This window comes from Actinomadura litoris, from assembly GCF_009733595.1.
GTDB lineage: Bacteria > Actinomycetota > Actinomycetes > Streptosporangiales > Streptosporangiaceae > Spirillospora > Spirillospora litoris.
In genome coordinates this window covers 485003-501403 of the sequence record NZ_WOFH01000002.1, presented here as the reverse complement: position 1 = coordinate 501403, position 16401 = coordinate 485003, and the positions used below count along the sequence as shown (strand labels likewise).

Sequence of the window (16401 nt, the reverse complement as noted above, 5' to 3'; positions counted from 1 at the left end):
GCACACTGCGTCACGCGGCCCGTCAGGGAGATGACGGCCCGGGCGGTAACTTGTGTCCTCTATGGACACCTTGGAGACCTTGCGAACGCTGTCGCCGCTGCCGGGCCCGGTCGACCTCGCCGAGCGCTACGCCCCGCCCGAACGGGGCCGCCACCTGAGGGCCAACATGGTGGCCGGGCTGGACGGCGCCGCGCAGCGCGCCGGGCTCAGCGGCGGCCTCGGCAACGCCGCCGACCGGTTCCTGTTCTCGCTGCTGCGCGGGCTCGCGGACGTGGTGATCGTCGGCGCCGGGACCGTGCGGGCCGAGGGCTACGGCCCGGTCCGTCCGGTCGAGGGCTGGGGCGGCCTGCGCGAGGGAAGGTCCGCCGTGCCGCCGCTGGCGGTCATCTCCCGCACGCTCGACCTGGACTTCGACGCGCCCGTGTTCACCGAGGCGGTGGAGCCGACGATCGTGCTGGCGCCCGCCGGCGCGCCCGCCGAGCGGCTGCGGGCGGCCCGCGAGCGCGCCGAGGTGATCACGGCCGGGGAGGCCACGCTCGACTTCGCCGCCGCGCTCGCGGCGCTGGAGGCGCGCGGGCACCGCCGGATGCTGTGCGAGGGCGGGCCCTCGGTCCTCGCGGGGTTCGTCGCGGCGGGGCTGCTCGACGAGCTGTGCCTCACGCTGAGCCCGCTGCTGCTGGCCGGCGCCGCGACGCGGATCCTGAACGGGCCGCCGCTGCCCGTCCCGGAGGAGTTGAGCCTGGCGCACGCGCTCCAGGACGAGGACTTCCTCTTCCTCCGCTACACCCGCACCAGGTAGCGGACGAACAGGACGCCCTCGTCCAGGTAGAGCGCGGCGGGTTCGAGCGGGACCTCCGCGTCCAGGCCGCCGAGGAGGCGGGTGTGGCGGGGCCCGCCGAGGAGGGTGGGGGCGAGGTTCAGGCATAGTTCGTCCACGAGTGAGGCGCGGAGCAGGGCGGTGGCGAGGGCGGGGCCGCCCTCGCAGAGCAGCCGCTCGTGGCCGAGGTCCTCGCGCAGCGCGCGGACCGCGGCGGGCAGGTCGACCTCGTCCTCCCCCGCCGCGACGGCCGTGACGCCGGACGGGACGCGGGCCCGCGCGCGCTCCGTCGTCACCACGACCGTCGGGGTCTCGGCCTCGGTGAACAGGGGAAGCGACCAGTCCAGGTCCAGGGAGCGGCTCACCACGACGATGGGGGCGGGCGGGCCGCCCCGGCGCGCGCGCAGGTCGGGACGGAGGCGCGCCGGGCCGAGCCGTCCGGTCCGGACGGTTCCGGCGCCGACGAGGATCGCGTCCGCGAGGGCGCGCAGCGTCCGGAACACGCGGAAGTCGGCCTCGCCGCCGAGGCCGTCGGTCCAGCCCTCGGCGTCGGTGACCGAGCCGTCCGCGCTCATGACCATGCCGAGCCGCAGGCCGGGAGGCTCGCCGTAGGCGTCGTAGGGATCGACGCCGGCGGCGGGCTCGGGGTGCAGGCGGCGCATGCGCGCCAGCGTAGCCAATGACCGTTTCCGGCCCCCCGGCCTGCCCCTTTGTCGGTGGCAGGGCGCAAGATGGGGGCATGGACCTGCCGATCAGTCCGCCGCTGTCGCCGATGCTGGCCAAGGCGGTCAAGACGATGCCCCAGGGCGACCTGCTGTACGAGCCCAAGTGGGACGGTTTCCGCTGCGTCGTCTTCCGCGACGGCGACGAGGTGGAGCTGTCCAGCCGCGGTGAGAAGCCGCTGACCCGCTACTTCCCCGAGCTGGTGGAGGCGGTGAGGCGGGAGCTGCCCGAGCGGTGCGTGGTCGACGGCGAGATCGTCCTGCGCAGGGGCACCCGCCTCGACTTCGACGGCCTCCAGCAGCGCATCCACCCGGCGGCGTCCCGGATCAAGCTGCTCTCGGAGGAGACGCCCGCCTCGTTCGTGGCCTTCGACCTGCTCGCGGTCGGCGACGAGTCGCTGATGGAGGTGCCGCTGGGCGAGCGGCGGAGGCGCCTCGTGGAGACCCTGGCGGGGGTGGGGGCGCCGGTGTTCGTGACGCCCGCGTCCGACTCCTACGAGCTGGCGCTGCGCTGGTTCGAGGAGTTCGAGGGCGCCGGGCTGGACGGCGTGATCGCCAAGCCGCGCGACGTCCCGTACGCGCCCGACAAGCGGGTCCTGTTCAAGGTCAAGCACGAGCGCACCGCCGACTGCGTGGTCGCGGGCTTCCGCTGGCACAAGTCGGGGCCGATCGTCGGCTCGCTGCTGCTCGGCCTGTTCAACGCCGAGGGCAACCTCCAGCACGTGGGGGTCGCGGCCTCGTTCACGATGAAGCGCCGCGCCGAGCTGGTCGAGGAGCTGAAGCCCTACCGGATGGAGGACCTCGACGGCCATCCGTGGGCGGGCTGGGCGCGGCAGACCGAGGCCACCGCCGACCGGATGCCGGGCGCGATCTCCCGCTGGACGGGCAAGAAGGACCTGGCCTGGGTGGCGCTGCGCCCCGAGCTGGTCGTCGAGGTCGCCTACGAGGCGATGGAGGGCGACCGGTTCCGGCACACCGCGCGGTTCCGCAACTGGCGTCCCGACCGGACGCCCGGGTCGTGCACCTACGAGCAGTTGGAGGTGCCGGTCGCCTACGACCTCGACGACATCCTCAGCGGCTCGGCGAAGAAGCCGCGCGCCGACCGCTGAGCCGCGGCGGCCGGGCCGCCGCCCCCGGCTGAGGGAGGCGGCCCGGCCGCGCGCGGCCGGGGGTCAGGGCTGGGTCTCGTTGCGGATCGTCTGGTCGATGACCGCCTGGTCGGACCCGGCCGACGCCTTCGCGGCGGCGTAGGGGCGCAGGTAGGTCTGCTTCGGGCCGGGGACGCGGTCCTCGATGACGAAGGTGGCCTTGGTCGAGATCTCGGCGCCGGGCGTCCGCACGGTCGGGAGGGTCTTGAAGTCGGCCTTCATCTCCTCCTTGCCGATCCGGGTCATGACGTAGCCGCGCTGGTTGTTGTAGAAGCGCAGGTGCTTGTTGATCTTGAGGTAGGGGTGGTCGGCGGGGTTGGAGTCCTTGCCGTCGCCGGTGCTGGTGATCGAGGTGCACACCAGCTCGGAGCCGACGGTCGCCGAGCCCGGGTCGTCGTAGTTCGCCTTGAGCTCGCTCGCCCAGTGCGCGTGGACGTCGCCGGTGAGCACGACGGCGTTGCGGACCTTCGCGTCCACCCAGCCCTTGGTGATGCGGTCACGGGAGGCGACGTAGCCGTCCCAGGCGTCCTGCGAGGTCTTCTTCAGCGGCCCGGCGTCGCTGTCGCGCTGGGCGAAGAAGACCTGCTGGCCGATGACGTCCCAACGGGCCTCGGAGCGGCGGAACCCGTCGATCAGCCACTTCTCCTGCTGCTCCCCGGTGATGGAGCGCTTCGGGTCGTTCGCGGCGTCGCAGACCTTGTTGCCGTCGCCGCACGCCTGGTCGTCGCGGAACTGGCGGGTGTCGAGCATGTGGAAGTTGGCGAGCTTGCCCCACTGGACCCGCCGGTAGATCTGGATGTCCGGCCCCCTCGGGACCGACCGGCGGCGCAGCGGCATGTTCTCGTAGTACGCCTGGAACGCGGCGGCGCGGCGCTTGGCGAAGTCGGCGGGGTCGGGCGTGTCGGAGCCCTCCTCGGGGACGTCGTCGGCCCAGTTGTTCTCGACCTCGTGGTCGTCGAACACGACGAGCCAGGGCGCGGCCTCGTGCGCGGCCTGGAGGTCGAGGTCGGACTTGTACTGGGCGTGCCGCAGCCGGTAGTCGGCGAGCGTGACGGTCTCGGGGCCCTCGTGGTCGCGGACGTTGCCGCCCGGGATGGTGTAGACGCCCTTCTTGTACTCGTACTGGTAGTCGCCGAGGTGGAGGATCAGGTCGGGGTGCTCCTCGGCGAGCCGCCGGTAGGCGGTGAACCAGCCGTGCTCGAACTGGGAGCACGAGACGAAGCCCATCGCGAGGGCCGGGCCGAAGGAGTCGGCGCGGGGCGCGGTGCGGGTCCGGCCGACCGGCGAGACATGGGTGCCGGTGCGGAACCGGTACCAGTAGTCGCGGCCGGGGCGCAGGTCGTTCAGCTCGACGTGGACCGAGTGCGCGGCCTCGGGGCTCGCGACGGCGGTGCCGCGCCGGTCGACGCGGCGGAACCGGTCGTCGGAGGACACCTCCCACTGGACGGGGACGGGCCGCGCGGGCATGCCGCCGAGGCCGTCCTCGGCGTGCGGGTCGACGGCGAGGCGCGTCCAGAGGACGAAACCGCGCGGGTCGGGGTCGCCGGAGGCGACGCCCAGCGTGAACGGGTCGCCGGCGAGGGCGCGCGACCGGAGCGTGGCGGCGTGGGCGGTCCCGGGGACGCCGCCCGCGGCGGTGGCGGTGCCGACGGCGAGGCCGCCGACGACGAGGAAGGATCTCCGGTTGAGCTGGGGCGCGGAGTCGGCCATGTGAAACGCGACCTTTCGGACGTCTGGCAGTAAACGCCGGAAAGCCTCGTGAAGGCCGGTGACCGGGAGACGCCGCGCGGGTGACGGCCGCCACAACAGGAAAGATCGGTTCGGCGGCGGACCGGCCGCGGATCAGCGCCGGATCGGCGGCGAAGAGGTGGTCCTTCGGAACGCGCACGAAGGACGGGATTCGGATGATAAGGTGGCGGCTTACGAACTGCGCACACCAAACTCCATTCTATGAACAGGAGTGTAGCCGAGGCATGGGACTCCGTCAACCGGATGCTGTCAAGCCCGAACGTCGAGAACCTCGGGACGAGGTGCGCGAGGCGGCCCTGCGCGCGGAGCAGGAGCATGTGTCCCGCGTGTACGAGCGGCTCGACGCCGAGCGCGCCCGGGCCGAGGACGCGCTGCGCAGGGGCCCGGCCGCGGGGGGCGGGAGCGCGTTCCAGGCGCGGCTGGAGAGCGCCGTCGCCACCGACGAGGCGGCCCGGCGACTGGCCAGGCTGAGCGGCGTCGAGCAGGGGCTGTGCTTCGGCCGCATCGACCACCGCTCCGACGCCGACGGCCCCGGCGACACCTTCTACGTCGGCCGGATCGGGCTGCGCGACGGCGACCACGAGCCGATGCTGATCGACTGGCGGGCCGAGGCGGCGCGCCCGTTCTACACGGCCACGCCGGGCGCGCCCGGCACCCTCGCGCGGCGCCGCCACCTGCACCTACGGCAGCGGGAGGTCGTCCGGCTGGACGACGAGGTCTTCGACCTGGAGGGGCTGGCGGAGTCCGAGCGCGGCGGGATCGTCGGCGAGGCGGCGCTGCTGGCGACGCTGCGGCGCGGCCGGACGGGCCGGATGAGCGACGTGGTCGCCACGATCCAGGAGGAGCAGGACCAGGTCATCCGCTCGGCGCTGCAGGGCGTGCTGGTCGTCCAGGGCGGGCCGGGCACGGGCAAGACGGTCGCGGCGCTGCACCGCGCCGCCTACCTGCTCTACACGCACCGGGACGTGCTGGAGCGGCGCGGCGTCCTCGTGGTGGGCCCGAACGCGACGTTCCTGCGCTACATCGAGCAGGTGCTCCCGGGCCTCGGCGAGACCGACGTGGCGCTGGCCACGGTCGGCGAGCTGTACCCGGGGCTGCGGGCGACCGCGTCCGACTCCCCCGCCGTCGCGGTCGTGAAGGGCGGCCTCGCGATGGCGGGCCTGGTCGAGGCGGCCGTGCTGGACCGCCAGCGCGTCCCGCCCGGGGGGCTGAGCGTCGAGTCGGACGGCCTGACCCTGCACGTCGAGGAGGTGGCGTGCGCGATGGCCCGCGACCAAGCCCGCGCGCTGCGGCTGCCGCACAACCTCCAGCGGCGGCGGTTCGTGCACGACCTGCTGGAGGCGCTCGCGGTGAACCGCGCCGAGCAGTTCGAGAAGATCATGGACGAGCCGCTGGAGGAGATCATCCGCGCGGGCCAGGTCCCCGGCTGGCTCCAGGAGCTGCTCGACGAGGCCGAGGACGCGCCGCTGCTGGACGAGGCCGACCTCCGCCTGGCCAAGGAGGGCCTCTGGCACGAGCCGCCCGTCCGCGCGGCGATCGAGGCGCTGTGGCCGGAGCTGACCCCGCAGGAGCTGCTCACCGACCTGTTCGCCGACCCCGACGCCCTCGCGCGCCTCGGCGCGGACGTCCCGGATGTCGCGCTGCTGCACCGCCCGCCCGGGTCGCCGTGGACGACGTCCGACGTCCCGCTGCTGGACGAGGCCGCCGAGCTGCTCGGCTCCGACGACGCGCCCGCGCGGGCCCGGCGCCGGGCGGCGGCCAGGCGGCGCGAGGCGGACGAGCTGTACGCCCGCGAGGTGATCGAGTCGACCGGCGCCGAGACCGTGGACGCGGCGCTGCTCGCCGAGCGCCACCACGACGAGGGGCCGGCGCTGACCACGGCCCAGCGCGCCGCCGCCGACCGCGAGTGGGCCTACGGGCACGTGATCGTCGACGAGGCGCAGGAGCTGTCGGAGATGGCCTGGCGCGCGGTGATGCGCCGCGTCCCGACCCGGTCGCTGACCGTCGTCGGCGACATCGCGCAGACCGGCAGCGCGGCGGGCGCCGCGTCCTGGGGGCAGATGCTCGACCGCTACGTCCCGGGGCGCTGGCGCGAGCAGCGGCTGATGGTCAACTACCGCACCCCGGCCGCGATCATGGAGGTGGCGCAGGACGTGCTGGCCGCCGTCGCGCCGGGCGAGGTTCCCCCGGTGCCCGTCCGCGACGACGGCGCCCCGCCGCGCGCCGTCGAGGCGGGGGTGGCGGAGCTCCCGGCCCTGGTCGGCGCCGAGCTGGCCGAGGTCGCCACCGGCCCGTCGGCGGGCGGCGGCGTCGCGGAGGGGCGGCTCGCGGTGATCTCCTCGGCGGCGCGGCACCCCGGCGTCCTCGCCGCGCTGCCGGACGCGGCCGTGGGCGCCACGCCCGAGGCCCTCGACTCCCCCGTCGTCGTGCTGACCGCCGGGGAGGCCAAGGGCCTGGAGTTCGACTCGGTCATCGTCGTGGACCCCGCCGGGATCCTCGGCGAGTCACCGAAGGGCGGGCAGGACCTCTACGTGGCGCTGACCCGGGCGACGCGCCGCATGACGGTCGTCCACGACGGCGACCTGCCCGAGATGCTGGGCAGGCTGGCGGAGGGTCAGGAGTAGGGCAGCAGCCCCTTGTCGATCTCCTCCCAGCGCGACTTCAGCGCGGTGAACACCTCCGGGCGGCGGCGCGCCAGGTCGGCCTGCTCCCGGGGGTCGGCGGCGAGGTCGTAGAGGGCGCCCGGGGCGGACGGGGTCGCGCGCAGGTACTTCCAGCGGCCCCGGCGCAGCGCCCGCGCCGTCCGGGTGCGCCAGAACAGGTCGTGCCCGGGCGCGCGCTCGCCGCGCAGCAGGTGCCCGGCGAGGCTCAGGCCGTCCAGCGGGTGGGACGCGGCGGGCCGCACCCCGGTGACCTCCAGGATCGTCGCCGTCCAGTCCTGGGTGATCACGGGGACGCCGCTGACCTGGCGGGGGCGGATCCGGGCGGGCCAGCGCAGGATGTTCGGCACCCGGATGCCGCCCTCGTTGAGCCCGGCCTTGGCGCCGCTGAGCGGCCACTGGTAGGACCAGCGCTCCCCGCCGTTGTCGCTGGAGAACAGCACGAGCGTGTCACGTTCCTGGCCGGTCTCGCGCAGCGCCGCCAGGACGCGGCCGACGCCCGCGTCCATCGCCTCGACCATCCGGCGGTAGGTGTCGAGGGAGCCGCCGTCGTCGTGCCAGAGCGCCCGGGAGTCGCCCGCCCTGATCCGCGCGGTGATCTCCGCGCTCACCGCCCGGTCGCCCGGCCCCTCCCAGGGCCAGTGCGGGGCGGTGAAGTTGAGGTTCAGCAGCCACGGCCCGCCCCGCGCCTCGCGGACGAACGCGGCGGCGCGGTCGGCGATCGTCTCGGTGTAGTAGCCGAGCGACTCGGTGGGGACCTCGCCCTCGTACAGGTCGCGGCCGTCGGCGGTCATCTTGGAGTAGTAGTCGACGGCGCCCGACAGGTTGCCGAAGAAGGTGTCCCAGCCAGACTTGAGGGGGCTGTACCAGGGCAGGAAGCCGCAGTGCCACTTGCCGAACATCGCGGTGGCGTACCCGGCGCCCTTGAGCAGGGACGCGAGCGTCGGATGGCCCGGCGGGATGCCGTGCAGCTCGTCCGGGCGGGCGATCGGCTCCTCCAGTCCGCCGCGCAGCCGTCCGGGGTAGCGGCCGGTGTAGAGGCCGAAGCGGGTCGGTGAGCAGACGGCGGCGGCCGAGTAGGCGTCGGTGAACCGGACGCCCTGCCGCGCGAGCCCGTCCAGGTGCGGGGTGCGGATGGCGGGCGAGCCGTAGCAGCCCAGATCGGCCCAGCCGAGATCGTCGCCGAGGATGACCAGAATGTTGGGCCGCTTGGCGGGCCGCGCCCCGGTGTCGGCGCGGAACGGCCGCTCGTCCGCGTGGGCCGTCCCGGTCGCGAGGGGCCCCGTGGCTGCTGCGACGGCCATGGCGCCCATCGCCGCGGTGGCGCCCCGCCTGCTCATGCTCGCTCCGGATGCTTCGTCGTGCTCGGGCATGAGCAACCCACTTTCCCTACCGATTTAGTAAAACAAACCGAAATAGTAGGGAATGTCGATCGTCGGCGCAACGCTGCGAGACGAGGCGGCGGCCGGACGGTGAGGGAGGACACGGACGCGCCGCCCGCAAGGGCAGGTTCTGCCCAAAACCGGTGCAAGATCGCCGAACCGCAAACCTTTACCTCGCGCGCCGAGGCGAGGAGCGTGTGCGCGAACGGAACCACCATCAGCTTCGGAGGTGCGGATTGCCCAGGCGATCCCAGAGACGGACCCGACGGAGCATGACCGTCGCCGTACTCACCGGCGCGGCACTCGTCGGCGCGGGCGGCGCGACGGCCGTCGCGCAGGCGTCCCCCCACATCGTGGTCGAGGGCGGCGTGACCCAGCCGGTCTTCTCCTACAAGGACGCGATCCGCGAGCACGTGTACGTCGAGTCGAGCGTGGACAGCGACCGCGACGGCAAGCTCGACCGGGTCAACGTCGACATCATCCGGCCGAAGGAGACCGAGAGCGGTCTCAAGGTGCCGGTGATCATGGACGAGAGCCCGTACTACGACAACCTCGGGCGCGGGAACGAGAGCGAGCGCAAGACCTACGACGCGAACGGGAACCCGCTGAAGTTCCCGCTGTTCTACGACAACTACTTCGTCCCGCGCGGCTACGCCTTCCTCGCGGTGGACATGGTCGGCACGACCCGCTCGGACGGCTGCCCGGTCAGCGGCGGACCGTCCGACGTGCTCGGCGGCAAGGCCGTCGTCGACTGGCTCAACGGCCGGGCCAGGGCCTACAAGCCGGACGGCACGCCCGCGCAGGCCACCTGGACCACCGGCCGCACCGGCATGATCGGCAAGTCCTACGACGGCACGCTCGCCAACGGCGTCGCCTCCACCGGCGTGGAGGGCCTGGAGACGATCGTCCCGATCGCCGCGATCAGCAGCTGGTACAACTACAGCCGCATGAACGGCGTGAAGTACTGGACCGACGAGCAGCCGGGCCTCGCCGACACCGTCGACACCGACCCGCCCGCCAAGTGCGCCGCCGTCAACGCGGCCCTCGACAAGGGCGAGGACGACGCGACCGGCAACTACAACGCGTACTGGAAGGACGCCGACTACCGGCACGGGTCGGTCGGCCGCCTCGGCAACGTCCGCGCGAGCATCTTCGCCTACCACGGCGTCAACGACCTGAACGTCAAGGACGACCACTTCGCCGAGTGGTGGAAGGGCCTCGCCCAGCGCGGCGTCCGCCGCAAGGTGTGGCTGTCGCAGACCGGGCACGTCGACCCGTTCGACATCCGCCGCGACCTGTGGGTCACGACGCTGCACAAGTGGTTCGACCACGAGCTGCAGAAGATCCCGAACGACGTCCTGGACGAGCCGCGCGCCGACATCCAGGTCGGTCCGGACACGTGGGTCACCCAGGACGACTGGCCCGCGCCCGACGCCAGGACCGTGACGCTGCGTCCCGGCGAGAACGGCTCGCTCGGCCTGTGGCACGCGCCCAAGGGCGCGACCGCGACCTACACCGACGCCGCCGGCTCCCGCAACCAGGGGTACCGCGAGTCGGAGCTGGTGACCGACCCGACGACCGGCAAGCCGTTCCGGCTCGCCTACGTCACGGGCGCGCTGCCCGAGACGACGCGGCTGTCGGGCACGCCCGACGCCCGGCTGCGGATCAAGCTGGACAAGCCGACCTCGAACATCACCGCGCTGCTCGTCGACTACGGCGACGACACCCGCGTCGACTACCTCGGCCCGGGGTCGGGCATCCAGACGCTGACCACCGAGGACTGCCACGGCGAGGCCACCCCGTCCGACGACGCCTGCTACAAGCAGACGAAGATCAGGACGGTGACCTCCCCGGTGAACGTCGTCGCGCGCGGCTGGCTGGACGCCCAGAACCGCTCGTCGCTGAGCGACCCGTCGCCGCTGACGCCCGGCCAGTACTACGACGTCCGCTGGGACACCCTCAGCCAGGAGTACCTGCTGAAGAAGGGCCACCGGCTGGGGCTCGTCCTCGCCGGGACGGACGCCGACTACAACACCGAGACGCCCACCGGCGCCCAGGTGACGGTGGACCTGGCGGCCAGCTCGATCCGCTTCCCCGTCGTCGCCGCCGAGGGCGGCGCCGAGGCACGGCTCGCCCCGCTGCCCGCCACCCCGTGGCGCGGCCCGGCGGAGGTGTCGCTGCCGGTCCAGGAGCGCAGGTTCTCCTGATCCCCGAGTGACCGGAGTGACCGGCGAGGGCCGCCGCCCCCTTCCGAGGGGGCGGCGGCTCTTTCACGCGCGGTCGGTGTCCTTGCTGGGCTGGACGCGCTTGGGCTCCCCCGGCATCTTCGGGTAGTTCGGCGGATACGGCATGTCGCCGAGGCCGTGGTCGCGCTCGTCGCGGTCGGCCAGCTCCAGCAGGCCGTCCAGCGAGAACGCCTTGTCGTCGATCGCGGCGTGCAGGTCGCCGACCCGCGCGAACCGGCCCGGCATGGTCGCGATCGTGAAGTCGTGCGGGTCGGCGTCGGCCAGCTCGTCCCAGGTGAGCGGGGCGGAGACCGCCGCGTAGGGGACCGGGCGGACGCTGTAGGCCGAGGCGATCGTGCGGTCGCGGGCGTTCTGGTTGAAGTCGACGAACACCTGCTCGCCGCGCTCCTCCTTCCACCAGCGGGTGGTGACCTCGTCCGGGACGCGGCGCTCCACCTCCCGCCCGAACGCCAGCGCCGCCCGGCGGACCTCGGTGAACGTCCAGCGCGGCTCGATCCGGACGTAGATGTGCACCCCGCCCTTGCCGGAGGTCTTCACGAAGCCGGTGAGGCCCAGCTCGTCCAGCAGGTCGCGGGCCGGGCCGAGCGCCACGCGGACCGCGTCGGAGAAGTCGGTGCCGGGCTGCGGGTCGAGGTCGATGCGCAGCTCGTCGGGATGGTCGACGTCGCCGTCCCGGACGGGCCAGGGGTGGAAGGTCAGCGTGCCGAGGTTGGCCGCCCAGGCGATCACCGCGACCTCGGTCGGCCGGACCTCGTCGGCCGAGCGGCCGCTCGGGAACTCGATCCGGGACGTGCGGACCCAGTCGGGCGCGCCCTTGGGCACGCGCTTCTGGTAGAACGCGTCGGACTTGCCCGCGCCCATGCCCGCCTGGCCGCGGGCGTAGTCCTCCCGGGTCGCCATCCTGGCGCCCTCGAAGACCCCGGCGGGCCAGCGCTCCAGCGTCGTCGGGCGGTCGCGGGTGGCGCGCAGGATGCCCTCGCCCACGGCGAGGTAGTACTCCACGAGCTGCCGCTTGGTGTAGCCGGGCTCAGGAAAGTAGACCTTGTCGGGGTTGGACACCTTGACGAGTCGATCCCCGACCGGGATCTCGATGTACGGCGAGGCCATAACCAGCACGTTAACCCACGGGCCCGACACTCTCGCCGGGTACGGTCGACGGTATGGAGAAGATCCGTAAAAGCGAGGAAGAGTGGCGGGCGCAGCTGAACCCGGAGGAGTTCCGGGTACTGCGCCGGGCGGGCACCGAGCGCCCCTTCACCGGGGAGTACACCGACACCAAGACCGTCGGCGTCTACCGCTGCCGGGCCTGCGGCACCGAGCTGTTCCGCTCGGAGACCAAGTTCGACAGCCACTGCGGCTGGCCGTCGTTCTACGCCCCGTCCGACTCGGACGCGGTCGTGCTGATCGAGGACCGCTCGATGGGCATGCTCCGCACCGAGGTCAGGTGCGCGGCCTGCGACTCCCACCTCGGCCACGTCTTCCACGGCGAGGGCTACGGCACCCCGACCGACGACCGCTACTGCATCAACAGCGTCAGCCTCAACCTGGAGCCCGCCGAATAGGGCCCTGAGCGCAACCATCGGCCCGCGCGGCGCGTCCGAGAGAACGGGCGGCACGGCGGGCGGAGGGTCGATGGGCGAGTTGAGCACCTACGAGATCGCGTTCCTGTGCGGCGGCCCCCGGCGGGTCGCCCAGACCGCGCTCCTCGCGCTGGTCGAGGGCCGCCGCGTCCGGGTCTCCCGGACGCACCGCGTGGAGGCCGTCCGGGCGAGGCCGGACGCCCCCGCACAGGCCGCGCCGGACGACCCCCTTCAGGCCGCGCTCCTGGAGCGCGTTCCCGGCACCGGAACGATGCTGGGCCCACTCCTCGCCGCGGTGGCCGAGACTCCCGAACTGCAAGAGATCGCGGCCGCACTGCGCGAGCGCGGACTCCTGCGCGGGGCGTCCCGCCCCACGCGCAAGGGCAAGGCGGCGCGGCGCGGCCTCGCGGAATCACCGGTCACGACCGACCTCGCCCGCCTCGCGGCGCTCGGCCCGGAGGCCGTCGAGGACGCCAGAATGCGCGAGATCCTCGGCACCGACGACCCGAAACCGATCAAACTCCCCCGCACCAAGCACCGCGGCAACAACCTGGAAGCAAGCAACCTCCCCGACTCCCAGTACAACAGCTTCTGAGCACCCCCGCCCGCACCCTCCCCAACCGGAATCCCGCACCCCACCCCCGGCCAAGCCCCGGCCCCTGCGGGCAAGCGCGAGCGACACCTCACAACGGGCACTCGCGCCTGAACCTCACGGGCACGGGACCACGGACACAGCACTCACGGGCGGGACCTCAAGGCCTGAACCTCACGGACACGGGACCCGCGAGCACGGGACCCGCAGGCGGGCACTCGCGCCCTAAACCTCGCCCGCGGGCACGGCACTCACGGGCGGGGGCTCGCGGGCACGGGACTCGCGGGCACGGGACCCGCGGGCGGGCACTCACGCCCTGAACCTCGCCCGCGGACACGGCACCCACGGACACGGCACTCACGGGCGAGACCTCGCAGCCTGAACCTCACGGACACGGGACTCACGGGCACGGGACCCGCGAGCACGGGACCCGCAGGCGGGCACTCACGCCCTGAACCTCACGGGCACGGGACTCGCGGGCACGGCACTCACGGGCGGGAACCTCGCGGCCTGAACCTCATGGGTACGGGACTCGCGGGGCTGGCCGGGTTTGGAGGTGGGGGGTGCTGGGCGGAGGGTTGGAGGTGGGGTCAGCGGGTTTCGGGGACCTCGCAGTCGTCCTTGTCGCTCTGCTTGTTCGCCAGGACGACGCTGCCGTTGTCGCTGCTCTTGCCGTGGACGAAGACGCGGGGCTCGTCGTCGCCGCCGTCCTTGAGGAACTGGGTCGTCCACTCGCAGAGGGAGAGCGCGGGTTTGGAGTTCTCGTCGCTCTCCCCCAGGTCCGTGTAGACGCGGAGGAAGTCGCCGCTGCGGCGGACGTCGGTGACGTGCCGGGCGATCTTCTTCTCCGGATCCCTGCTCTCGAAGTAGGGGACGGCCTCGGGGACCTCGTCGGGGTCCTCGACCGACTCGGGCCGCACCCCGGCCGTCGCGGGCGCGGGGCGGCCGGTGTGCGCGGCCACCTCGGCGCGGGGCGCCTCGGCGCCGCCGCCCGGCAGGCCCGGCACCGCCCCGAACACCACCAGCCCGGTCGCCAGCGCGAGGGTCGCGGCGCCCGCCCCGGCGACCGACGCCCGGCGCCGCCGCGACCCGCCCGGCGACCCTCCGGCCAGCCGTCTCCAGCGGATCGACAGCGCGGACGGGGGCTTGGCGTGCCGGCCCCGGGAGTGCTGGGCCGGGTTCTGCTTGGCGGGAGAGTCGGTCACGGGGCGCACTTTACCGAGGGTTTGCCACTGGCTAGGGCAGGTTGGCGACGAGTTCGCTGACCGCCTTGCGGCGCCCGGTGTAGAAGGGCACCTCCTCGCGGGTGTGCAGCCGTGCGCGCGCGCCCCGCAGGTGGCGCATCAGGTCGACGATGCGGTGCAGCTCGTCGGCCTCGAACGCCAGCATCCACTCGTAGTCGCCGAGCGCGAACGAGGAGACGGTGTTGGCGCGGACGTCGGGATAGGAGCGCGCCATCTTGCCGTGCTCGGCGAGCATCGCGCGGCGCTCCTCGTCCGGCAGCAGGTACCACTCGTAGGACCGGACGAACGGGTACACGCACGCGTACGCGCGCGGCTCCTCGTCGGCCAGGAACGCCGGGATGTGGCTCTTGTTGAACTCCGCCGGGCGGTGCAGCGCCATCTGCGACCACACGGGCTCGCTCGCGCGGCCCACCGCCGTCCGGCGGAAGCGGGTGTAGACGTCCTGGAGGTCCTCGGCCGTGGGAGCGTGCCACCAGAACATGTAGTCGGCGTCGGCCCGCAGCCCGGCGACGTCGTAGGCGCCGCGCGTGGTGACGTCCTTCTCGGCGACCTGGTCGAGGAGGTCCTGGACCTCCGCCGCGTCCCGCTCGGCGACCGCGCCGGGGGTCGCGACCCGGAAGACCGACCACATCGTGTAGCGGATCACGTCATTGAGCTCGCGTGCCTTCGGCCTGCCCGCCGCTTCCGTCGCTGCCATCGTCTGCTCCTCTTCGACTGCGCACATGTTCGAGTATTCGCACCGCCGCCGCGCGCGCCGACGCGACGCACGCGGGGACGCCCAGACCGTCGTAGGCCGCGCCCGCGACGGCCAGCCCGGGCTCGCCGGCGACGGCGGCGCGGATCCTCGCGACGCGTCCGGCGTGGCCCACGTTGTACTGCGGGAGGCCGCCGCCCCAGCGGGTCACCCGCGTCTCGGCGGGCGGGCCGCCCACCCCGCACGTGTCCGCCAGCTCCGCCGTCGCGGCGGCGACCAGCTCCTCGTCCGCCCTTTGCAGGGTATGTTCCTCGCCGAACCGGCCGATCGAGCAACGCACCGCGATCAGGCCGGGGTCGTGCGCGCGCAGGTGCGGCCACTTCACCGAGCTGAACGTGACGGCCTTGACCTCGTGCGCGCTCTCCACGGCCGGGACGAGGTAGCCGCTGCCCTTCGGCAGCCTCGGGAACGCCGCCGCCGGGTAGACGAGCGTGACGATCGCCATGCTCGCGTACTCGATCTGCGCCAGCTCGGCCGCGGCGGCGGGCACCTGCGCGCGCAGCAGCCGGGACGCGGGCGCCGCCGGGACGGCGATCACCACGGCGTCGGCGTCGAGGTACTCGGGGTCGCGGGCCGGGCCGAGCGTGAGCCGCCAGCCGTCCTCGCGGCGGCGCAGCTCGCGGACCATGGCATCGGTCCTGATCGTGCCGCCGGCGGCGGCGAGGTCGGCCGCGACCGCGCCCGGGAGCGTGCCGAGGCCGCCGGGCAGCGTCGCGAAGACCGGGCCCTCCTCCTTCGGCGCGGCGTTCCGCACGCCGTGGACGGCGGAGATCAGCGACCGGCGCCCGCGCGCGGCGGCGGCGAGCGCGGGCAGCGTCGCCTCGAACGAGAGCAGCTCGGCGCGCCCGGCGTACACGCCGCCCAGCAGCGGCTCGACGAGCCGGTCGACGACCTCGCGGCCGAGGCGGGCGCCGACCAGGCCCGCGACCGACACGTCCGCGTCGTGCGGCGTGCCGGGCAGGACGAGGTCGAGCGGCACGCGGGCCAGCCCCGCCGGGGACAGCACCTGCGAGGCCGCGAGCGCCCGCAGGTCGGACGGCACGCCCATCACCTGCCCGGACGGGATCGGGCGCAGCGCGCCCCGGCTCAGGATCGCCGAGGACGTGGTGCCCGGGTTCACCAGCTCGCCGCCCCGGCCGAGCTCGCGGACCAGCTCCAGGCCCTCGGGGCGGCGCACCAGCATCGCCTCGGCGCCCTCGTCCACGGGCAGCCCCGCGATCTCGCTGACCTGGAGCTTCCCGCCGGTCTGCGGCGAGCCCTCCAGGACGGTCACCCGCACGCCGGCGCGGGCCAGCTCGCGCGCGGCGGTGAGGCCAGCGATGCCGCCCCCGACGACGACGGCTTGGGTGGCGGCAGGCGAGGAGGTCATGGCTCCCAGCCTCCCAGACGCCCCGCGGAATCGCGCATCGGGGCGTGCGCTGTGGATAACCCGTCGCCGGTGTCCGTGACCGGCGCGTGCCCGCTTCGTGCCCTGATCGCGACCGGGCCGCCGGAACGGTGACGTGGG

The 16401-nt window shown here is 73.8% G+C and carries 13 protein-coding genes; 6 read left to right on the top strand and 7 right to left on the bottom strand.

Annotated elements, in window-relative coordinates:
* Positions 1-61: 61 nt before the first annotated feature.
* Entirely contained in the window at positions 62-799 is a 738-nt protein-coding gene (locus GNZ18_RS06765) for a pyrimidine reductase family protein (protein WP_156215331.1), read from the top strand.
* Here GNZ18_RS06765 and GNZ18_RS06760 read toward each other — a convergent pair.
* On the bottom strand, positions 781-1479 hold the full coding sequence (locus GNZ18_RS06760; protein WP_156215330.1) for a dihydrofolate reductase family protein: 699 nt from the start codon (positions 1477-1479) through the stop codon (positions 781-783). The two genes, GNZ18_RS06765 and GNZ18_RS06760, sit on opposite strands and share 19 nt — an antisense overlap.
* 77 nt (positions 1480-1556) lie before the next feature.
* On the opposite strand from GNZ18_RS06760, the gene GNZ18_RS06755 reads away from it, so the two are divergent.
* On the top strand, positions 1557-2648 hold the full coding sequence (locus tag GNZ18_RS06755; protein WP_156215329.1) for an ATP-dependent DNA ligase: 1092 nt from the start codon (positions 1557-1559) through the stop codon (positions 2646-2648).
* 63 nt (positions 2649-2711) lie between these two features.
* Here GNZ18_RS06755 and GNZ18_RS06750 read toward each other — a convergent pair whose 3' ends face one another.
* Positions 2712-4397: an alkaline phosphatase D family protein gene (locus GNZ18_RS06750; protein ID WP_156215328.1), complete on the bottom strand. Its 1686-nt coding sequence runs from the start codon at positions 4395-4397 to the stop codon at positions 2712-2714.
* A 263-nt stretch (positions 4398-4660) separates the two neighbouring features.
* Between GNZ18_RS06750 and GNZ18_RS06745 the strand changes: the two genes are divergently transcribed.
* The gene (locus GNZ18_RS06745; protein ID WP_376766262.1) at positions 4661-7060 is read left to right on the top strand and encodes a HelD family protein; all 2400 of its coding nucleotides are present in this window, start codon (positions 4661-4663) and stop codon (positions 7058-7060) included.
* Here GNZ18_RS06745 and GNZ18_RS06740 read toward each other — a convergent pair.
* Positions 7051-8436, bottom strand: coding sequence for a sulfatase family protein (locus GNZ18_RS06740; RefSeq protein WP_156215327.1), 1386 nt, complete (start codon positions 8434-8436; stop codon positions 7051-7053). The two genes, GNZ18_RS06745 and GNZ18_RS06740, sit on opposite strands and share 10 nt — an antisense overlap.
* Positions 8437-8750: 314 nt before the next feature.
* Between GNZ18_RS06740 and GNZ18_RS06735 the strand changes: the two genes are divergently transcribed.
* Complete coding sequence (locus tag GNZ18_RS06735) at positions 8751-10685, top strand: Xaa-Pro dipeptidyl-peptidase (protein WP_156215326.1); 1935 nt, start codon at positions 8751-8753, stop codon at positions 10683-10685.
* A gap of 63 nt (positions 10686-10748) precedes the next feature.
* Here GNZ18_RS06735 and GNZ18_RS06730 read toward each other — a convergent pair whose 3' ends face one another.
* Positions 10749-11831 (bottom strand): DNA polymerase domain-containing protein, encoded by a 1083-nt coding sequence (locus GNZ18_RS06730; RefSeq protein ID WP_156215325.1) that lies wholly within the window; start codon positions 11829-11831, stop codon positions 10749-10751.
* A gap of 53 nt (positions 11832-11884) precedes the next feature.
* Between GNZ18_RS06730 and msrB the strand changes: the two genes are divergently transcribed.
* Complete coding sequence (gene msrB / locus GNZ18_RS06725; RefSeq protein WP_156215324.1) at positions 11885-12286, top strand: peptide-methionine (R)-S-oxide reductase MsrB; 402 nt, start codon at positions 11885-11887, stop codon at positions 12284-12286.
* A gap of 4 nt (positions 12287-12290) precedes the next feature.
* Positions 12291-12899 carry a TIGR04222 domain-containing membrane protein gene (locus GNZ18_RS06720; protein ID WP_281377899.1) on the top strand — a complete coding sequence of 203 codons (609 nt, stop codon included), beginning with the start codon at positions 12291-12293 and terminating at the stop codon, positions 12897-12899.
* 587 nt (positions 12900-13486) lie between these two features.
* On the opposite strand, the gene GNZ18_RS06715 is transcribed toward GNZ18_RS06720, so the two are convergent.
* Genes GNZ18_RS06715 through hemG form a run of 3 tightly spaced genes read right to left on the bottom strand, consistent with a single transcriptional unit; the run spans position 13487 to position 16263 of the window.
* The gene (locus tag GNZ18_RS06715) at positions 13487-14101 is read right to left on the bottom strand and encodes a hypothetical protein (protein WP_156215322.1); all 615 of its coding nucleotides are present in this window, start codon (positions 14099-14101) and stop codon (positions 13487-13489) included.
* 31 nt (positions 14102-14132) lie between these two features.
* Complete coding sequence (gene hemQ, locus GNZ18_RS06710) at positions 14133-14837, bottom strand: hydrogen peroxide-dependent heme synthase (protein WP_156215321.1); 705 nt, start codon at positions 14835-14837, stop codon at positions 14133-14135.
* Positions 14788-16263, bottom strand: a complete 1476-nt coding sequence (hemG, locus tag GNZ18_RS06705; RefSeq protein ID WP_156215320.1) for a protoporphyrinogen oxidase — start codon at positions 16261-16263, stop codon at positions 14788-14790. The genes hemQ and hemG overlap by 50 nt, the downstream gene beginning before the upstream one ends.
* Between the last annotated feature and the right edge of the window lie 138 nt (positions 16264-16401).

What these genes read in the sequence shown, in the direction of transcription:
- GNZ18_RS06765 (WP_156215331.1), top strand. Translation starts at nt 62, where the DNA reads ATGGACACCTTGGAGACCTTGCGAACGCTGTCGCCGCTGCCGGGCCCG.
- GNZ18_RS06760 (WP_156215330.1), bottom strand. Translation starts at nt 1,479, where the DNA reads ATGCGCCGCCTGCACCCCGAGCCCGCCGCCGGCGTCGATCCCTACGAC.
- GNZ18_RS06755 (WP_156215329.1), top strand. Translation starts at nt 1,557, where the DNA reads ATGGACCTGCCGATCAGTCCGCCGCTGTCGCCGATGCTGGCCAAGGCG.
- GNZ18_RS06750 (WP_156215328.1), bottom strand. Translation starts at nt 4,397, where the DNA reads ATGGCCGACTCCGCGCCCCAGCTCAACCGGAGATCCTTCCTCGTCGTC.
- GNZ18_RS06745 (WP_376766262.1), top strand. Translation starts at nt 4,661, where the DNA reads ATGGGACTCCGTCAACCGGATGCTGTCAAGCCCGAACGTCGAGAACCT.
- GNZ18_RS06740 (WP_156215327.1), bottom strand. Translation starts at nt 8,436, where the DNA reads ATGAGCAGGCGGGGCGCCACCGCGGCGATGGGCGCCATGGCCGTCGCA.
- GNZ18_RS06735 (WP_156215326.1), top strand. Translation starts at nt 8,751, where the DNA reads ATGACCGTCGCCGTACTCACCGGCGCGGCACTCGTCGGCGCGGGCGGC.
- GNZ18_RS06730 (WP_156215325.1), bottom strand. Translation starts at nt 11,831, where the DNA reads ATGGCCTCGCCGTACATCGAGATCCCGGTCGGGGATCGACTCGTCAAG.
- msrB (WP_156215324.1), top strand. Translation starts at nt 11,885, where the DNA reads ATGGAGAAGATCCGTAAAAGCGAGGAAGAGTGGCGGGCGCAGCTGAAC.
- hemQ (WP_156215321.1), bottom strand. Translation starts at nt 14,837, where the DNA reads ATGGCAGCGACGGAAGCGGCGGGCAGGCCGAAGGCACGCGAGCTCAAT.
- hemG (WP_156215320.1), bottom strand. Translation starts at nt 16,263, where the DNA reads ATGACCTCCTCGCCTGCCGCCACCCAAGCCGTCGTCGTCGGGGGCGGC.